This window comes from Microcoleus sp. A003_D6 (assembly GCF_036702825.1).
Lineage (GTDB): Bacteria > Cyanobacteriota > Cyanobacteriia > Cyanobacteriales > Microcoleaceae > Microcoleus.
The window spans coordinates 12,357-29,967 of record NZ_JAUBWA010000094.1 but is presented as its reverse complement, the minus strand read 5'-3'; the positions used below and the strand labels follow the sequence as shown (position 1 = coordinate 29,967).

The window sequence follows — 17,611 nt, the reverse complement described above, 5'->3', positions numbered from 1 at the left end:
AAGAAGGAAGAAGGAAGAAGGAAGAAGGAAGAAGGAAGAAGGAAGAAGGAAGAAGGAAGAAGGAAGAAGGAAGAGAATTCCCGATTCCCAATTCCCGATTCCCGATTCCCAATTCCCAATTCCCGATTCCCAATTCCCGATTCCCAATTTGAGTTAATCTATTATTTTGACAACCAAGATAAGATGTTATCTCAAGTTTTTTATTTGCTCCGTTCTCGTGCTGATGGCAAATATCTATCCGCGAATCCCAATCCAGATTCGGCAGTGAGTTACCTGCTGATGTTTCGCGAAGACTATGACGCTTTGAGCTATCTCAACGCCCACGCTGCTGATGTTGCCGATCGATTCGGAGTAGAATCGATTTCCGGTTCATCTGTCAAAAAGTTGCTCGAACGTTGGGGCTTTAACGGTGTGGGGGTTGTTCAAGACCCGCTGTTACCCAATATTGAGTTTTTATTGACAAAGGATTGACAATTGACAAGATTTGCGCTTCACCCGGTTTCTGGAAGAAATCGGGTTTTTTTGTCAAGTTTTGGGCCGATCGCCCGATCGAGCTTGTACACTTCTGTGCCCCATATCTAGTGCAAATTGTCAAATATATTAACCTTTAACCCTAAATCTGAATCCTGTTGTATATTCATAGTCTGTTGATATATTCCGACACGTCAGTACACAACCTATGGTTCGAGAATTAGAGCGATCGAGTGCTAGCGACAAACGCAACCTGTCCGATTTCCCCGAAACAGCACCCGCAGCCAATCCAGTATTTTTCAGGACTTACAGCCGCCGTACCGAGACAGGGCGGGAGACTTGGGCCCAAGTGTGCGATCGAACAGTCAAGGGGCTCCAAAAGCTCGGAAACCTCACCCCCGAAGAAACACAACTGCTGCACCGGATGCAAAACGAGCTCAAAACCCTCGCTTCAGGCCGCTGGCTGTGGGTAGGCGGCAGCAAATGGATCGAACAGCCAGAGAACTTTTCCGGCGCATATAACTGTTCGTCAACAAATATTATCGACTGGCGGGCCTTTGGTTTATTGATGGATTTGGCAATGATGGGCTGCGGCACAGGCGCAGTCTTGGAACCAAAATACATCAACCAACTGCCACCGATCCGCAACCGCTTAACCGTGACAGTCCAAGGAGAAATTGGTTCTACACCAGTTTTAGAACGCCGCCAAGAAACCGAAGTAAAAATAGACGAAAAAACCGCCACTATTTATGTCGGAGATTCCCGCCAAGGTTGGGTAAAATCCTATCAAACTTTGCTAGAATTATCCACAGATGAAAGATTTGCAGGCTCAGTTCAAATATTCATCGATTTGAGCGACGTTCGCCCGGTGGGAGAACCTTTAAAAGGCTTTGGCGGAGTCGCAAATCCGGTGAAATTGCCCGACCTTTATCAGCGGTGCGCGGCAATTTTGAATAAAGCTCAAGGGCGGCAGTTAAATTCAGTAGAATGCTGTGTATTGATTGACGAAGCAGCGGTCACAATTGTTGCCGGAAATATTAGAAGATCGGCCGGAATGCGTCAGTTTGAATCGGGTGATGAACTGGGGGCAAATGCTAAAAATAATCTGTGGCAACAAGATGAAAGTGGCAACTGGAGAATCGATCCAGAACGCGATGCCCTTCGCATGGCAAATCATACCCGTGTTTTTCATAGCAAACCTACACTAGAAGAATGTATTGATGCTGTCCGCAAACAGTATTACAGCGGCGAAGGTGCGATTCAATGGGCCGGCGAAGCTGTAGCTCGATCTAACGTTGACTTACTTTCAACACCGAGTCTTAAACTTGAGTTTTTGAAAGCTTACAACGAAGGAAAAGCTAAACATTGGTTGCAGGAACGCCATCCTAATATGACTGCTGGCGAATTAGATCATCGGTTAGTCCGTGTGGGCTTAAACCCGTGTGGTAAGTAATTTTGCCTCACGTTAAAAACCTCGCAAAATCGGAGAAAACTGAGATGTTAATTCCGAGGTAAGTAGGGGAATTAAAAATCCTTTACCACCGTAGAGCGTACCGGGTGAACCTTCTTGAATGAAGAACATAATCCTGGCAAGAGTGCGGGGCATTTACAACTAAAGTAGATGAAAAAGTACGCCGAGCTACAGGGAACATGGAATCTGTAGAACTAGAGGATAAAAAGCCTTTAGGGTAACATAACTGGAAATCATCGGCTCGAATTTTTTCTGCAATTTGTCTGAGATCCACCTTAATCAACTCGATCCTTACAATTTCAAAGAACAGGAGGAAGCTTTCAGGGCCGGAGCTCTATCTGTCGCGGTACTTCTCAATCACAAATTTAGCGAACCTCGCTACCAATACAGTCGCGAATTAGACCCGATCGTCGGTGTATCATTTACTGGATTGTTCGATTTCTTCGTTCACGCTTTCGGCGTGGAGTGGCTGCGCTGGTGGGTGGAAGGCCGCCCGCAAACTCCGCAAGGAATCGCTTTTAAACAGCGGGAAGAAGAGTATTTGACTGGTTGGCGGGAGATTGTGAATCGGGTAGTATGGGATTATTGCGATCGGCATTCCTTAAAACGCCCGAATCGCTGCACAACCGTTCAACCATCCGGTACCAAATCTCTGCTGACAGGCGCTTCTCCGGGGTGGCATCCGCCGAAAGCCCAGCGTTTTATTCGCCGAATCACTTTCGGCAAAAACGACCCTGTAGCCCTCGCCTGCATTGACTACGGATACAACGTGATTCCGTCTCAATCTGACAAAGATGAAAACGGCAATTTGCTGAACAATCCCTTCGATGAACGCTGCACGGAATGGCTGGTAGAAATACCTGTTGCGGTAAGTTGGGCTGATTTACCCGGTGCTGATGAAATTGACATTAACAAGTTCTCGGCGGCCGCACAAATGGACTTTTATATGCAGGTACAAAAGTTCTATGTCAGACATAACACTTCGGCCACGATTGAATTGCGGGAAAATGAAGTAGAAAGTTTGGGCACTCGGATTTACGAAGCGATTCGCGATGACGAAGGCTATATTTCCGCAGCACTTTTGGCGCGGTTTGATGCTCTTGAAACTTTCCCGCGTCTGCCCTTTGAACCGATAAACAAGGAAACTTACACCAAGATGGTGCAAGATGCATTAGGACGCCGCCAAATAGATGTTTTTCACGCGGCTTTGAGTCGCTACGACTTAGGTGAAATGATGGATTCCGGGCCTGCGGGCTGCGATTCCGATAAGTGTTTGATGCCGGAGACTAAGGCTATGTAATAGTGTTGAATGAAATCCCCCAAATGGGGGATTTTTTTATGTTTAATTGCAGATAGACAAAAAATCGTAGGGGCGGGTTTTACCAACCATAATTGCCTAAAATCAATAATCTCGTAAACCCGCCCCCACCCAACGACTAATTGTCACTCTCCATAGGTATGGGAGCCAGAGCCAGTGCTGATAGGTTGGTAGCCAGGACGCACTGGCTTTCTGACAAATGTGATATTCTCCTCTCATACTACGGACAATTTGTGGTTAAGTCAACTTAACCAGAGGAATTCTTAAAAACGTAGAAAGACCCCAGACACGATGTGAGGGGTCTTATTTTTGATTGTACTGGTTGAGTACCCTTACATTTCAGACAACTTAGTGCAAGGGTGTAATAGTTTTAATACAACCGTTTAGTTTTATATATTAGTAAGTATCCCTTGCATTTAAGTTTAGATGTTAAAAAAATTTGTTTATTTGGTAATACCACAAATTTTCTATAAGGCGGAAATCTACGCCCTTTTTCACACTTAATCTTATTTTTATATAAGATACGGCGACCACCTAAGTAATGAGAAAAAACCATTACATAGTAACCAGTTTCTTCACATAAGTTACCCGGTTGGGGGTTTCTAGGGATTAGTAGTCTATTTTGGTGCATAAAGTTTGAGAACCTATTTTGTGAGATGGGTGCTAAAAGGGATTAGCACCGTTTTTTTTTATTCTAACAGTAACTATTGATTTGTGCAACAATTTACAGTAAAATTTTGACAAAAAATTGATAGTGTGATTGTTCTGCAACAGCATAGCGATTAAAAAAAAATTTTTTGAGGTTCTGGATTTATACATTAAGTATAACTTATGTGAGAAAAATAGCTAGATGGGTACTTTAGGTATCCCTTAATTTTGGAGACACGTAAATGAGAGAGAAGGGGGATTGGATAGTTGAGTAGTGTGGGGGAAAAACTCAAACAGCGACGCCAATCGCTTTCTTTGACGCAGCAGCAAGTTGCGGATGAATTGGGCGTGACTGTAACCACTGTTAAAAATTGGGAAGCGGGTAGACATATGCCAAAACTCTATCTCGAACAGACGAAAGCATTGTGCGACCTCCTGAAGCTTTCTTTAGATGAACTGGTAGATTAACTTGCGGTTGAAGAAACTGCTGCGTGCAATAGCGGTAAGATGCTCTTGTGCCGTGCACATTACATATATAAGTTCTGCGATCGCACCTAAAAACCAGTGATTTCCGAGCTTTTGAAGCCCGATCGCACTTCCCTCAACCGTTCACATAATAATCCCGCGTTCCCTTCGCATTCATCGCTTCTCCCAGTCGATTTAACCCGTACACGTAAGCAGCAGTTCTCATGGAAACTGACAATTCCTGAGATTTTTTCCAAATTGCCTCAGTTTCTTCGACCATTTTATGCTTCAACCGCTGGTTGACTTCCTCCAGCGTCCAATAAAGTCCGCTGCGGTTTTGCACCCACTCAAAATAACTAACCGTTACGCCTCCGGCATTGACTAAAATATCAGGAATTACGTGAATTCCCCTCGCTTCTAAAATCAAATCAGCAGCAGAATCAATCGGCCCGTTAGCTACTTCAAAAATAAACTTAGCCTTAACATCATTAACATTCGCTTCAGTGATTTGATTCTCCAAAGCTGCTGGAACCAGCACGTCTACATCTAATGCTAAAAGTTGCTCGTTTGTCAAGACTTCGTGTTCGATAATATTGCAAACAGAACCTTCGCAGTAAATAGCTTTGATACCTTTGTTAGAGTTTTTAAAGCCTCGAATACTGGGAATATCTAGCCCTTGTTTAGCATAAATTCCCCCTTGGGAATCGCTGACAGCAACAACTTTGTAACCTGCTTTCCACAACAATTCTGCTATTTCTGCACCGGCATTACCAAAACCTTGTACTGCTACAGTTGTATCTTGAGGATTTAGCTCAAATTTGGGTAAAATAGTTTGTGCTACAAAAAAAGCACCCATTGCTGTGGCCGTATCTCTGCCCAAACTGCCACCAATTGTCACTGGTTTTCCAGTCACCACCGCCGGAGAAAGCTGTCGCTTAATAATATTGTACTGATCCATCATCCAACCCATAATCATGGGATTGGTGTAGACATCCGGTGCGGGAATATCAACATCGGGGCCGATGAAATCTGCGATCGCATCGACATAGCCCCGGCTCAACCGTTCCAATTCCAGTTTGGACAATTCCTTGGGATTGAGAGTAATTCCGCCCTTGGCTCCTCCAAAGGGCAAGTTCAAAACTGCACATTTAAACGTCATCCAAAATGCTAAGGATTGCACTTCATCAAGGGATACTCCCGGATGATAGCGCACTCCTCCTTTAGACGGGCCTCTGGTATTGTCGTAGCGCACCCGATAACCTTGAAAAATTCGCAGGGAACCGTCGTCCATCCGCACGGGAATCGATACAATTAAACTGGATTTGGGATATTTCAGCCGTTCGATCGTATCCTCGGAAAGGGACACATATTTTAAGGCTCGTTCTAATCGGCGGCTGGCATCGGCAAATAATGAATCAGACATAATAGGAAGGAAGAAGGAAAGCACGACACGGATGTTGACACGGATACACGGATTAATTATTTAGTGTCCGTCAGATTTTGAAGTCAGAGGGAAGAAGGAAGAATAGCTGATATCTTAATTTTAAGTATCTCGGCTGAGCTACTGGTTTTCCTATACATTTTAATTTAATCACAATCCTGGTTGAATTATGTCAACACTCAACAGTCAACTGTCCGCAAACTACTTTGTGCCGATCGACAATATCGCAGTGCCAAGCAGGATTAAGCAGATACACTTACAATAGAAGGTGATATTTAAGCTCAAGCCGCACTTTGAGTTTGATCGCTCAAATCACAGCCAGCCACCAGGGGAATTAAATTCTGAAATAGATCGAGGCTTTAGCTGACGTTAGAAACTGAATTATTATTATGGTTGGACTCCTAGCCGCACTCTCTGCGTCTGCGGCAGGGGGTATGAGAATTGCCCTGCCCCTGCTGTTAATTGGTTTGTTGCGGATTGACAAACTTTGGTCGGAAATACCTCTATTGTCGGGGGTTCACCCCCCAGTGGCGATCGCCATCTTGGTGAGTTGGTCGCTGTTAGAATTATTTGCTTCTAAAACTTTTGTGGGACAGCGGGTGCTCCAAATTGTGCAAATTATTTTCAGTCCCATTGTAGGAGCAATTATGGGAATTGCGATCGCTCAGGTAAGTTCGATCGACGAAATTATTGCTCACCCTTGGATGCTGTGGATTATTGGTATTGTCGGAGGTTTGTTGGCTTTAGTGCTGCAACTGGTACAAGCAGGATGGCTTTACCGGCTGCGGGGTTTGCCGATTTGGGTGATTTTCCTCCAAGATGTTCTGTGCATTTCCTTGGTTTTGTTTGCCTTTGACGCCCCGCGGCAGGGAGGGTTAGTTGCTATGATGCTGCTGTGGCTGGCAATTCGCAGTTCTAAAGAGTGGTACCGCTGGTACAGAAGTCAGGGAATACCGGGCGACAAGGGAAATCCCCGCCACCGCAAGCGCGATCCAGATTAATTTAATTATTGGGCATCGGACATCGGGCATCGGGTATCGGGCATCGGGTATTAGTTATTAGTTATTAGTTATTAGTTATTGGTGATTAGTCATATCGTTTACGGTTGTTTCGGAATGATTTAACCGCAGAGGGCGCAGAGAGCGCTGAGTCTCCACAAGAGAGAGATGAATAATTCCGATACCAACCGATTTGATATCATTAGTCAATTAGACTTCTTGCAAAAGTCATTTTAAGCAAATTTTCGGACGGGCAAGATGCCCATCCCACAAGAGAAAAAACTTTTTGTGGGATGGGCATCTTGCCCGTCCCAGCTATTTTTGCAAGAGGTCTATTGTAACAACTGTCAACTGCCAACAGTCAACTGCCAACAGTCAACTGTCAACTGCCAACTGCCAACTGTCAACTGTCAATTTAAAGCAATCCGATCGAGTGTAGCGGGCCCTGACCCGTAATTAACTCCAGCAATAGTGCCACAAAACCAATCATCGCCACACGACCGTTCCAGACTTCCGCCCCCGTAGTCAAGCCCCACTCCCACTGCTCTTGAGGGTACATTTTCACTATCTTGGAAGGGCGTATAACATCAGAGAATTTTACGCTGGGAGATTCGATCGACTCAATGACTAAATCGGCCAAAGCCTCAATAAACACCGGATTAGTATTCAGGGCGGGCACTCGGTAGAAATTTTCAATCCCCGATTCTTCTGCTAATTCTCGATACTCCATGTCAATTTCTTGCAGAGTCTCGATGTGCTCGGAAACGAAACTAATCGGAACTACCAACAAATCTTGCACTCCATTTTCTGCCAATTCGGTAATGGCGTCTTCGGTGTAAGGCTTGAGCCATTCCACCGGGCCAACCCGACTTTGATAAGCTAGAGTGTGTTCGTTCGATCGGTTCAAATGTTCCACAATCAGACGAGTGCAATCTTCAATCTCGCGCTGATAGGGGTCTCCAGCCTCTTCTACATAGCTGAGGGGGACGCCGTGGGCGCTGAAAAAGATGTGAACTCGATCGGGATTTGGATTGCGATCTAGCTCTTGGGCAATCAATTCCGACATTGCCTGAATGTAGCCTGGCCGCTTATACCAAGAAGGAATCGCGGTATATTCGATATCCTTGAGAGCGGGATCTTTGCCCCACATTTCTTCTAGCTGCCGGAAGCTAGAACCGCTGGTGCTGATGGAAAATTGAGGATACAGCGGCAAGATTGTCAAGTGTTCGATACGATCGCGCTTAATTTTGGCGATCGCCTCTTCGGTAAAAGGATGCCAGTAGCGCATCCCCACGTAAACCCGAGCATCCTGTCCCTTTTTTTGCAAGAGTTCTTGCAGCGAAGCGGCTTGTTCTTCGGTAATCCGCCGCAAAGGAGAGCCGCCCCCGATTTGGCGGTAGTTTTCCTGAGATTTCTGAAAGCGCAGGGTCGAAATCAACCAGGCGAGGGGTTTTTGCATCCACGGAAACGGAATGCGAATGATTTCCGGGTCAGCAAACAAGTTGAACAGGAAAGGGCGGACATCCTCGATTTGATCTGGCCCGCCCAAGTTTAATAGCAATACTCCCACACGACCCATAGCGGTTACAGCTCTCCCATCGTCTCAGTTCTGTTATTTATCTTTATCATATTACTTATTGACACTCCTCGACTATCAGGCGCGAGGATTCTTGGCTCAACGACTGACCTTACTATTCACTATCCTTACGGCAATGCTTAAACCTTTCAACCGTGGTATACCACCAATTGACGAGCTTAACTTAGTGAACCCCAGAGGGTCTATCTCCCCAAGCGTACTAGGATACGAACCTAGAGTTCAGGCGTGCCCCGCCTTACTTGAACCGTCAACAAAGTGTTTCGTTCTCTGGATATTGGGATGTTATTTTTAAATCCCTAGCTGTTTTAAGAGTTTTCGCTGCTCTTTGCCCCTAAATTTATGCCTGAAAGTGTGTCTTAACTGTTTCACGATGGCAAAGGAGTTTCACCTTGGCAACTTAATTCTAACCTGACTTAGGATTGTTTTGTCAAACATTTCACGTTTATCCAATAGAAAGCCGTCCTATAAGGACGGGGTTTTAAACCCAGTTTTTTGATAATATCTTAAGTCGATAGCAAGGTATACATAATTTTGACTGTGGCAACAATTTTTAGAGATTTAAGTTATCGGTATCAGTGGCTGTAAGATGCGATCGCGCCTCTGGCCCGCGAGTGAGCGTAGGTCCAGAGGCTCGTTTGGGCCAGAGAGCGTTGCAAAATTTTATTGTGAGTGAGCGCGGAAACTAAAGTTTTAGACCTTTGCTGCCCCAGCGGTCAAACTACGCAATTTCTGGTGCAATATTTCCAGGATGTCACAGGACTTGACGCTGCGCCATTATCTCTGCAAGGGGCAAGGAAAAATGTGCCATCAGCCAATTATTATTTAGAAGCTTTTCCCGAATGTCAGTTTGACAGGAGTACACAGCAGCGTTGCGATGCACTTCATGTGATCGGGCGCAATTGCGACAAATCTTTCAGGAAGTATACCGCGCGCTCAAGTACGGTGGTCTATTCATTTTGGTAGATTTTCATCTCACAAATCCGGTTTTTTGGGCAGGGTTGGCTGTTTTTTTGTGGTTGTTTGAGACTGAAACTGCATGGAAGTCGATCGAAACTGACTTGGAAAGTTTGTTGGCAGAGGTGGGATTTCAAGCATACAATTCCGAATGAACTCAACAACCAAAACTTTATGCTGACGGCAGCATTCAAGTAATCCAAGTTCAAAAGTCAGTTGACAGTTGACAGTTGACAGTTGACAGTTGTTATTAGTGAGTGCGCGGGTAAGAAACCGGGTTTCTACGAATTTTGGGCTGAGTGACGATTAATCTCGGAAGAAACCCGGTTTCTGAGTTCGGCGCGCGCGGGTAAGAAACCGGGTTTCTACGAATTTTGGGTTAAGTAACGATAAATCTTGCCAGAAACCCGGTTTCTGAGGTCGGGGCGCGCATCTTACTATACTTGTCAACTAATGACTAATGACTAATGACTAATAACTAATGACTGATGACTCATAACTAAAAAAACTTTTTCGCTTCGGCCAAAGCCGCATCAAACTTTAGCAATACATCCTTTTCTGTGTGAATAACTTTCTCCTGTTCCAGCAGCGGGCGGCCAAAGCGAAAAATGCCGTCTTGTTCTACGTGGTCTACATAAGGCAGCGTTTCTGGATGCGGCAAAAATTTTCTGCCAATTGTGTACGGCGTGTGGAAAGAAAAGCTAAAATCGGGAAACTTGTCGCTCTTGATTTCCAGGTAGTAAAGCGAGTAATAATCTTTGGTTTCGGAGTAAACGCATTCGCGGCACTTATTTACCAATTTGCGGTTCTGATAGAAAAAATCCCACTTATCCCAATAGTAGCCATCTTTCATCATTTCCTGGTGGTCGTCGCACAGTTCGAGATATAATTTGTCAGCATCCGCCGGACGGTAGAAGTAAAGCATGGCGTAGGGCATTTCAATCAGTAACTTGACTGCTTGATTTTTTCGCTGGTACCATTCCTGCTGGGTAGTTTCGTAGATTTCCTTATATTTATTAACTGCTTTAAAGCTGTTGAGCTGATTTTCTTTGGCCCAGCGCGACGCCCAAACTGTCCAGTATGCTAGCTGGAAGGTTGCTGAAATTTCTGCCGAACCTTGTTCTTTCCAGTCGGCAATGATTTTTTCCCACTCGGAACTAAAAGCTACTCGCGATTGTTCGTTTTCTTCAGGCTTTTCTGTATTGATTGGGGTGGGTATTTGGTGATTATTTTTAATCAGCCCTTTGGGTTCTTTGCGCCAATTATTAATATCGGTTGGCGTTAGACTTAAGATGAATCTTCTGTCGTGAACGGGATATTCTAAATGGATTCCGGATTTGCGGAAGGAGCGGTATTCTAAAATAGGGAGTTTGTCTTGTTCAATCCACTGCTGGCGTTCGGCTGGCGAACACTTGAGTATTGTTTCTAATTCAGCAGGATCGACGGCTAATTCACTTTTGAATGTCTCCCAAAATCTTTCTTGTTCGGCTGGATTTGCTTCCAGCAGGGATACAATTCGGTTGACGAGGCGATCGGTTTTGTCTTGGCAATTTTCGGGAAGTCCTAAAAAGTCGAGGAGTTTGGTCTTGAGTATGCGTCTGGCTGAGATTAGCTCGGCTAACATGAGAAGCTCCAGTAGAGTCATGACTTGCACCCTTGAAATGGCAAGATTAGCACAAGTCTTATATATCTTAATAGATTCTCCTAGGTTGTCGGCAATTGAAATTTCCGCGCGAGCGAAGCTATCCCGATCGCGCCTGCGGGCCCGTTGCGGTAGGGTATCGCCCAACCTCCGCACCCTCCCTAAGCTAAAATACTCAAAGCTAGACCAAAAAGCCGGATTCCCTACGGGATAGCTACGCACGCGCGTCCTTTTGCCCTTTTTGGCTAAAACTCATATGTTGCACCATTCTCAATTAATTGTTTAGGAACAGGCAAGATGCCTGTTCCACAAGAAAATTTATATTTTGTGGAACAGGCCGGACAGCCTGTTGCTGACAATGGTGCGAGATATCAGCTAAAATCGATAATTGCGATCGCGCACCCACAAACTCACAGGCACAGCATGGCCTGTTTTGTCAACCTTTACTTCTACCAAAAAAGATTGTCGCTGGTTCCTTTGAGCTTCGCTAATCTCCTGATTGACTTTTTCCCTTTCATCCTCTGGCATATAATAAGTTTCTAAGCCGTATTCCATTCGCCAACTGTTATATTTGCCTTTAATTGCGATTTGGTTGACGGGCAAATTAGCGGGATTTTTGAGACTGACGCGGACGGGTTTCCAAGCTTGGGGGCGGCCGGGATTAGTCGCGGCTTTTGGCGCTTCTAAAATTACATATAAACTGGTTTCTGGCTTGACATTGTGCTGATTTTGCGGACAAACAATTCCGGGCGGACAAGGTGTTTTGTCGCCAGGTAAATCTTTCCAGCCGGGGAGTTTTTCTAGATTGGTGCGATCGGAAATATCATAGCTCAAAACTTGGTAATATCCGCGCAAAAAGTCGTAAGGGTCTACTGGTGCTGTTTGCAGGACAACTGTTTTGCCAGTAATAAAAGTGTAAACTGCCGTCGCTGGTACTGCGGCAATTAGTCCGATTTGCAGGAGCAAAGGAACCCACAGCCGCCACGCTGGAAGGCGTTTTGCTTCCGGAGGAAGCTGAAACAGATTTGTTGGATCGGGATTTTTAACTAATAGGTCGATGTTGTTTTTGTTCATATTACTGGGCATAGGGCATGGGGCATGGGGCATGGGTCATTTATTCCTTCAATCCGTTACATCCGTTAAATAATCCGTTGCCGAACTTCTCTTTCTATTCATCTTTGATTGTGGCAAAGTGGCGCTCGAACCACAAACCAGCAGCAATAACACCAATTCCGCACAAAACAAATACAAAAGATTTGAGCAACAATTCTGTGTTATATTCAAAGACTCGGCTGATAATTTGCAGGGTAATTAATACCATGCCGCCCCAAAAAGTCTGGCGGTTTCCTAATGCTAAACCTTCTCGGATTAAGCCGACAGCGAGCAGAAATGATAAAACATTGAACAGAAAAGTTGCTACTTGAGGAATGGGAGTAAAACTGAGGTGAAAAAGCGGTATTAAGGCGCTGGCGAGGATGAAAATGCCGATCGCACCTGCCGTAAAATCCCCTCCTTTTTGTTTCGGACGGCGGAACTCAGAACGTCCCAAATGCAGCCACTCAAACACCGCTAAAGCACCCAAAACAGCCACATTTGCTAACAAAACCCGATCGGGCTCAGTTGACGCAGGATTCGGCGAATCTTGCCAAAGCCCGTAGAAAGAAAGAACATAAAACAAAGCGGCGAGAAACAGCAGTGCTAAACTGCGGGCGGTAGGTTGAAACAGCCTGCTGTGTACCTTCGGCCAGATTGCATCGTCGTATCCCCACAGCAAAGCGGGCGGCAAAGCGCAAAAAATTGCTGTACCCCAGGTTTGATTTAACCCTTGGACGATAGAAACTTGTAGGGAAAAAATTATCGCGATCGCACCTATGGCAAAAATAGCACGCGACCGACACCAATAAGCCAGCGGCACAAACATTATACTGGCTGCGATCGGCATTTGCCGCACCAAAACTTCCAGCCAAGAAAACTCGACTTTGGAAGACCAATCTAACACGGCAAGCCAATAGCCCAAACCGATTAAAAGTGCCGACAAAACGCCCAAGGAAGTCAACCGCAAACTGTAAGCCATTCCGAGCACGCCGATTCCCCAAGCAAGGAAAAGTCCGTAGGGAGAACCGCCTATGTGGAACATTTGCGCCATCAATGCCATATTTGCTCCTAAAATCAGAGCACCTAACAGCAACAATCCTTCACCTAGGAGTTTGTTTCGCCCTTTGGTTGCGGGCAAAATATTTTGATTTGAGCTTTGGCTTCGGGATGGGGGAATTCGCCACAGATAGAAACCCGCTGCATTGACTGCTACGAAAAGACTTAGCAGCAGCGCAACTCTCACTTCGCGCGACCAAACTTGCCAGTTTGCGGCGACAAAGGTGATGACTCCTATACCGAGGAGAATGCCGCCGAGACTCATCAGAATGCTGAGGAATCGGTTGCGGGAGGCGGTTTCGAGTGTGTTGAATTGGTAGCGTTCCGAAAGTTGTTGGTAGAATGAAGTGTCGATGAGTCCTTCTGCTTGCCAGAGTTTGGCTTGTTCTCGCAACTCGCGCCGAAATTTATCTGAAATCATTGTTTATATTCCAGAGGATTTGAACTCAATACGGTTCAGTTAAGCCCGATCCCCCCTAGCCCCCCTTAAGAAGGGGGGGACAAGAACTTACTCAAAGTCCCCCTTCTTAAGGGGGATTTAGGGGGATCTCCGAGGAATAAACAGTTTTAACTGAACCGTATTTGATTTGAACTGTGATAGTTTTTAATATGTCACTTGTGGGGCGATTGTCGATGGAGGCTGGGACACCTGCTGAACTAGCACAGCAGATTTGATTTAGATCCTTTGGCGGTTCAAACTGCTTCTATATAAACAAACTCTCAGCAGAAAGGGACGAATAAATTAAGGAATGTAACTTTATGGTACAAGCTCAATCTAAAAAATTAACTTTTGATGAGTACCTTAATTACTCAAATGAGACGGATCGACGCTATGAGTTAATTGATGGCGAGTTAATGGCTTTGCCGCCAGAATCTGAACCTAATAATTTCATTGCTAACTATCTATTTTTCTATCTGGCTAGCAGCGGGCTAGTGCCACTTAGACTGATTAAAACGCATAATTGCGAGGTTCAAGTTGCCGTTTTGCGATCGGGAGATGCGGCCAACCGCTACCCCGATTTGATAATTCTGGAACCTGAACACATTCCGCTGACAGCAACCAGGCTAACTATCACTTTCGATATGTTGCCTCCTCGGTTTGTTGTGGAGGTAGTCAGTCCGGGTAGACTGGGCAGGGATCGGGATTACCAGCGCAAACGAGCTCAGTACGCAGCGCGGGGCATTGCAGAGTATTGGGTTATCGATCCAATTGAACAAGTGGTGACGGTTTTGCGGCTTCAGGATGGGCAATATGTTGAGGTTGGGGTGTTTCGGGATGGGGAGGCGATCGTATCTCCGATGTTTCCACAGTTAAGTTTGACGGTTCAACAGATTTTGAGTGGAGAGGTTTAAGGGCGGATCGATAGCTAATTGGTTAGCATTCATCAAAAAATTGGGTAGAAACCCCGTCCTTTTAGGACGGCTTTGTGTTAAAATATAATTGGTCAATGACCCACCCGCGACGATGGAGACATAAACCCTAACACCAAAGCTTGCAATGACTGCAACGGGGAAGAAAAATCGGTAGACCGGGAAAAGAGGACAGGGCAATGGGCAGTCCACCCCTAAAATCAAACAACAAAGATTTTTGTTGGTATTCGACACATAAAACCGCAGGGCTTGCGGGGTTAGTCTGTGGAGCGAACGTAAGGCCAAATCTCCTTGTGGGTAGAGGCAGTTGCTAAGAAGCAGAAACCTAAGTTGTGAGGCTTAGGAATCACCGCACCTTCAGGTCGGTGAGTATGTCAACTAACCACCTACCGATTAGTGAAAATCTCCACCCTCCAGTTGATTGAGGCCATGTTTCAATCCCTGATAGGGATTTAGGTTGATTGCAAATTGAATCCGTTCAAGGCTCTATGAGAGAATTTGGGGTATTTCCCCGCCTAGAGCCTGTAACTATTGAAACCACATCAGGAAACGTATATTTTCTGATTTAGAGCCTCAAACAAAGCTAGGCGGGGAAACCACATTTCCCCGCCTAAAGCTTGTAACCTTTGCCCCTAAGTCAAGAAACTCAAATCTTTCAGCCTAGAACGTGGAAGCACTGCTGCTAAGTCAGGATACTCAATATCTTTGGCTTTTATTAAACTCTATAGCGGTTAGAAGTGGGGCTTTATTTTTAGCCAATAGTGCATCAAGTATCTTGGCAACCAAATCAGTTCCAACAATTTAGCTCTCAAAGCAAAAACCAGAAAGTTCGCATTGGGGGTCAGCTCGTTGATTATTCCTCGCTGAAAGGTTTATTGAACCGTTCTAAAGTTTTTTCAATGTTTATTATAATTTTGGTACAGTAGTCCAATGAAGCTTCTGCATCTTTCTTATCAAATTCATCTTTGATCCGCTGAAAAAACAGACCTGATACTTTATGAATTTCTCGACCTGATGCGTTTGGGGAATAATATCCAACCCTTTTTCTGTAGCGGACATATGACTCTATATTAATTCCTAAGTAATAACAAATATTTATGTCATTTAAATCCGCTGAACTCCGTACACCATTTTGTTTAATGTAGTTAAACATGACTTCTAAGGCAGCCGTAGCATAGGCAATTACTTCTGAATATTCTTCTTGTTGCATGAAATCCCTAGCTCTACGCAACAACTCTCTTGCTAGTACGTTCTGTATTTCACTCATTTTTTATGAAATTAAAGAAAATTTTGTAAGCTTATAAATACTAGCATATTGGAGCTTCCCCCTCAAATCCTCAAAATACGCCTGGAACCTTACTATCCCTTAATCAACTATGGATTTAGCTTTCAGCAAATAGCCACCTTCAACACACTCCAACACAAAACAGTTACTGTGCAGCCGTGCCTGTGGTGCGATTCTGACACTGCCAGCCGTCCTTAATGTGCAATCACCCAAAACCATACAACACCCCGTCTAGGTTGGTATTTCTCCATCTATAACTTTTAACCGCCATAGCTTCATCAAAATAATCATTAAAAAAGGGCAAGCAACATAACTTACCCCATAAATTGAAAAATAAAATTTCGTTTAATTGAAAAACAATTTCTTGAGTCCGTATGCTGCTAAACCGACAACAGCACCAGCAGCAACAACGGGTGCTGCACCAATTGCAACAGCCGTTCCGCCAACTGCTAAACCCATCCCACCTACTGCACCAGCTACACCAGCTCCAGCCACAGCACCACCAGCTACATATCCAATTGCCTCTGCTTTATCTTCAGAGTTATCTTTATGATTAGACATTTATCATTTCTCCAAAAGAAAGGAATTACAAGTCCTTATTGCATATTCAACCTTTTTAAATTCAATGTCAAGCGAGAAAATACTTAAATATCAACTCTTTACATAAAGACCTGTATCAACCTCTCCGACCGCCACCTTACCGCTAGACCGTGCCACCGCTCCAACAGTCCGATCGACACTGCCACCGCTCCGACCGCTCCAACTGTTGCGACTGTGCAACCGTGCCTGTGGTGCAATTTAAGCCACCGTGCCAGTGCCAGCCATCCAATCACCCCAAAACCCTCTAAACCCCGCTAGATGGCTACATTTTGCCAGCCGTGCCAGTGCCAGCGAGTCGATCGCCCTGTTCCCTCCAAGTCATCCGATCGCCTCGGAGTCATCCGATCGCCCTGTTGAATCTGGCAATTTGAAGGGGTAACGACAGACTAAAAAAATTACCCCCTCAATAAAACACCTACCCATAGGCGCAAATTTTATCCATCAACCCGATTCAAATTCCAGTCGTAAGGCAAAAAAACGCTCGCCCATCCATCACCCACAGCCACCTCCGGCCCCAAATAACCGCCCACATACTCAGCCACCGAACCCGCCGCCTTTACAAAATCCTCCCCGTACCACTTAAAAATCTTGCTCAAATAAAGCGTCTTTTTCTCGGCATCATATCGCACCTTATCAGGATTGTGAATAAAACGGCTGGCATCCGCTTCTAGTTGAGTTCGCACCGACTCCGCAAAATAAGCCCCCCGGCGCAGCAGCGGGCACCCGACAGAAGCGCAAACTAATGCAAAATGGATGCGCGGTTCCGCAAATTCCGGCCGCAAAATAGCGTGTTCGATTTGATTGAGACTGTACTTTTTGCCGCCAATAATCGAATTTGAACGAGTGAAAAAATCCAAAAAACTCAGCCAGTTGGGAATTCCCAAAACTTTGGGACGGATGGACGCGATCGGATATACTTCCAGAACTTGAGAAATTGCGATCGCATTGTACGCATTCAGCCACAACGCCAGCCGCGCATCCGCATCAGTAAAATCCGCCAAATCCACATCAGCCAAACTTTCCAGCCACGCCCTCAAAACCTCCGCCCCCTCAGCTTTCCAGCGTTGATAATTGACGCGACCAAAATCGTCAACGTAGCGTTGCAGCAACTCGTCCCAAGTCGAAAAGTCGATCTTAGCGATCATTTATTACTATCCATATGATAAGGCGGGCATGGCTTTAACTTATGCTTCTATTTA

16 protein-coding genes are annotated in these 17,611 nt (G+C 45.2%); 8 read left to right on the top strand and 8 right to left on the bottom strand.

What is annotated here, in order from left to right; all coding sequences use genetic code 11:
• The first annotated feature begins 183 nt into the window (after positions 1-183).
• The 4 genes from QUB70_RS23090 to QUB70_RS23075 all read left to right on the top strand — a co-directional run bounded on the left by QUB70_RS23090 (position 184) and on the right by QUB70_RS23075 (position 4,376).
• Positions 184-471 (top strand): hypothetical protein, encoded by a 288-nt coding sequence (locus QUB70_RS23090; protein WP_332983662.1) that lies wholly within the window; start codon positions 184-186, stop codon positions 469-471.
• Positions 472-679: 208 nt separating this feature from the next.
• The gene (nrdJ, locus tag QUB70_RS23085; RefSeq protein ID WP_332983661.1) at positions 680-1,924 is read left to right on the top strand and encodes a ribonucleoside-triphosphate reductase, adenosylcobalamin-dependent; all 1,245 of its coding nucleotides are present in this window, start codon (positions 680-682) and stop codon (positions 1,922-1,924) included.
• A 277-nt stretch (positions 1,925-2,201) separates the two neighbouring features.
• On the top strand, positions 2,202-3,242 hold the full coding sequence (gene nrdJ, locus QUB70_RS23080) for a ribonucleoside-triphosphate reductase, adenosylcobalamin-dependent (protein ID WP_442927812.1): 1,041 nt from the start codon (positions 2,202-2,204) through the stop codon (positions 3,240-3,242).
• 942 nt (positions 3,243-4,184) lie between these two features.
• Positions 4,185-4,376 (top strand): helix-turn-helix transcriptional regulator, encoded by a 192-nt coding sequence (locus QUB70_RS23075; protein ID WP_332983664.1) that lies wholly within the window; start codon positions 4,185-4,187, stop codon positions 4,374-4,376.
• Between the two features lie 133 nt (positions 4,377-4,509).
• Here the strand turns inward: QUB70_RS23075 and QUB70_RS23070 are convergent, their stop codons facing one another.
• On the bottom strand, positions 4,510-5,796 hold the full coding sequence (locus QUB70_RS23070; protein WP_332983660.1) for a Glu/Leu/Phe/Val family dehydrogenase: 1,287 nt from the start codon (positions 5,794-5,796) through the stop codon (positions 4,510-4,512).
• Positions 5,797-6,203: 407 nt separating this feature from the next.
• Here QUB70_RS23070 and QUB70_RS23065 point away from each other — a divergent pair, with 407 nt between their 5' ends.
• Positions 6,204-6,815: a DUF4126 domain-containing protein gene (locus tag QUB70_RS23065; RefSeq protein WP_332983659.1), complete on the top strand. Its 612-nt coding sequence runs from the start codon at positions 6,204-6,206 to the stop codon at positions 6,813-6,815.
• 412 nt (positions 6,816-7,227) lie between these two features.
• On the opposite strand, the gene hemH is transcribed toward QUB70_RS23065, so the two are convergent.
• Positions 7,228-8,391, bottom strand: coding sequence for a ferrochelatase (gene hemH, locus QUB70_RS23060; RefSeq protein WP_332983658.1), 1,164 nt, complete (start codon positions 8,389-8,391; stop codon positions 7,228-7,230).
• A gap of 917 nt (positions 8,392-9,308) precedes the next feature.
• Between hemH and QUB70_RS23055 the strand changes: the two genes are divergently transcribed.
• Positions 9,309-9,518: a hypothetical protein gene (locus QUB70_RS23055; protein WP_332983657.1), complete on the top strand. Its 210-nt coding sequence runs from the start codon at positions 9,309-9,311 to the stop codon at positions 9,516-9,518.
• Positions 9,519-9,862: 344 nt separating this feature from the next.
• Here the strand turns inward: QUB70_RS23055 and QUB70_RS23050 are convergent, their stop codons facing one another.
• The 3 genes from QUB70_RS23050 to QUB70_RS23040 form a co-directional block, all read right to left on the bottom strand.
• Complete coding sequence (locus QUB70_RS23050; protein WP_332983656.1) at positions 9,863-11,227, bottom strand: hypothetical protein; 1,365 nt, start codon at positions 11,225-11,227, stop codon at positions 9,863-9,865.
• Between the two features lie 153 nt (positions 11,228-11,380).
• A complete protein-coding gene (locus QUB70_RS23045; RefSeq protein ID WP_332983655.1) occupies positions 11,381-12,079 on the bottom strand; it encodes a GDYXXLXY domain-containing protein in 699 nt (232 codons plus the stop codon).
• A gap of 94 nt (positions 12,080-12,173) precedes the next feature.
• The gene (locus QUB70_RS23040; protein WP_332983654.1) at positions 12,174-13,577 is read right to left on the bottom strand and encodes a DUF2157 domain-containing protein; all 1,404 of its coding nucleotides are present in this window, start codon (positions 13,575-13,577) and stop codon (positions 12,174-12,176) included.
• 338 nt (positions 13,578-13,915) lie between these two features.
• Between QUB70_RS23040 and QUB70_RS23035 the strand changes: the two genes are divergently transcribed.
• A complete protein-coding gene (locus QUB70_RS23035) occupies positions 13,916-14,509 on the top strand; it encodes a Uma2 family endonuclease (RefSeq protein WP_332983653.1) in 594 nt (197 codons plus the stop codon).
• 871 nt (positions 14,510-15,380) lie between these two features.
• On the opposite strand, the gene QUB70_RS23030 is transcribed toward QUB70_RS23035, so the two are convergent.
• The gene (locus QUB70_RS23030) at positions 15,381-15,737 is read right to left on the bottom strand and encodes a hypothetical protein (RefSeq protein WP_332983652.1); all 357 of its coding nucleotides are present in this window, start codon (positions 15,735-15,737) and stop codon (positions 15,381-15,383) included.
• A 420-nt stretch (positions 15,738-16,157) separates the two neighbouring features.
• Positions 16,158-16,373: a hypothetical protein gene (locus tag QUB70_RS23025; protein ID WP_332943640.1), complete on the bottom strand. Its 216-nt coding sequence runs from the start codon at positions 16,371-16,373 to the stop codon at positions 16,158-16,160.
• A 253-nt stretch (positions 16,374-16,626) separates the two neighbouring features.
• On the opposite strand from QUB70_RS23025, the gene QUB70_RS23020 reads away from it, so the two are divergent.
• Entirely contained in the window at positions 16,627-16,791 is a 165-nt protein-coding gene (locus QUB70_RS23020) for a hypothetical protein (protein WP_332983651.1), read from the top strand.
• 55 nt (positions 16,792-16,846) lie between these two features.
• Here the strand turns inward: QUB70_RS23020 and QUB70_RS23015 are convergent, their stop codons facing one another.
• Entirely contained in the window at positions 16,847-17,557 is a 711-nt protein-coding gene (locus tag QUB70_RS23015) for a DUF547 domain-containing protein (protein ID WP_332983650.1), read from the bottom strand.
• Positions 17,558-17,611: the final 54 nt, after the last annotated feature.

Excerpts from the sequence above, each read along its gene's own strand:
- QUB70_RS23030 (WP_332983652.1), bottom strand. The coding sequence starts at position 15,737 with ATGCAACAAGAAGAATATTCAGAAGTAATTGCCTATGCTACGGCTGCC.
- QUB70_RS23045 (WP_332983655.1), bottom strand. The coding sequence starts at position 12,079 with ATGAACAAAAACAACATCGACCTATTAGTTAAAAATCCCGATCCAACA.
- QUB70_RS23015 (WP_332983650.1), bottom strand. The coding sequence starts at position 17,557 with ATGATCGCTAAGATCGACTTTTCGACTTGGGACGAGTTGCTGCAACGC.
- QUB70_RS23070 (WP_332983660.1), bottom strand. The coding sequence starts at position 5,796 with ATGTCTGATTCATTATTTGCCGATGCCAGCCGCCGATTAGAACGAGCC.
- nrdJ (WP_332983661.1), top strand. The coding sequence starts at position 680 with ATGGTTCGAGAATTAGAGCGATCGAGTGCTAGCGACAAACGCAACCTG.
- QUB70_RS23025 (WP_332943640.1), bottom strand. The coding sequence starts at position 16,373 with ATGTCTAATCATAAAGATAACTCTGAAGATAAAGCAGAGGCAATTGGA.
- QUB70_RS23090 (WP_332983662.1), top strand. The coding sequence starts at position 184 with ATGTTATCTCAAGTTTTTTATTTGCTCCGTTCTCGTGCTGATGGCAAA.
- QUB70_RS23040 (WP_332983654.1), bottom strand. The coding sequence starts at position 13,577 with ATGATTTCAGATAAATTTCGGCGCGAGTTGCGAGAACAAGCCAAACTC.
- hemH (WP_332983658.1), bottom strand. The coding sequence starts at position 8,391 with ATGGGTCGTGTGGGAGTATTGCTATTAAACTTGGGCGGGCCAGATCAA.
- QUB70_RS23035 (WP_332983653.1), top strand. The coding sequence starts at position 13,916 with ATGGTACAAGCTCAATCTAAAAAATTAACTTTTGATGAGTACCTTAAT.
- QUB70_RS23065 (WP_332983659.1), top strand. The coding sequence starts at position 6,204 with ATGGTTGGACTCCTAGCCGCACTCTCTGCGTCTGCGGCAGGGGGTATG.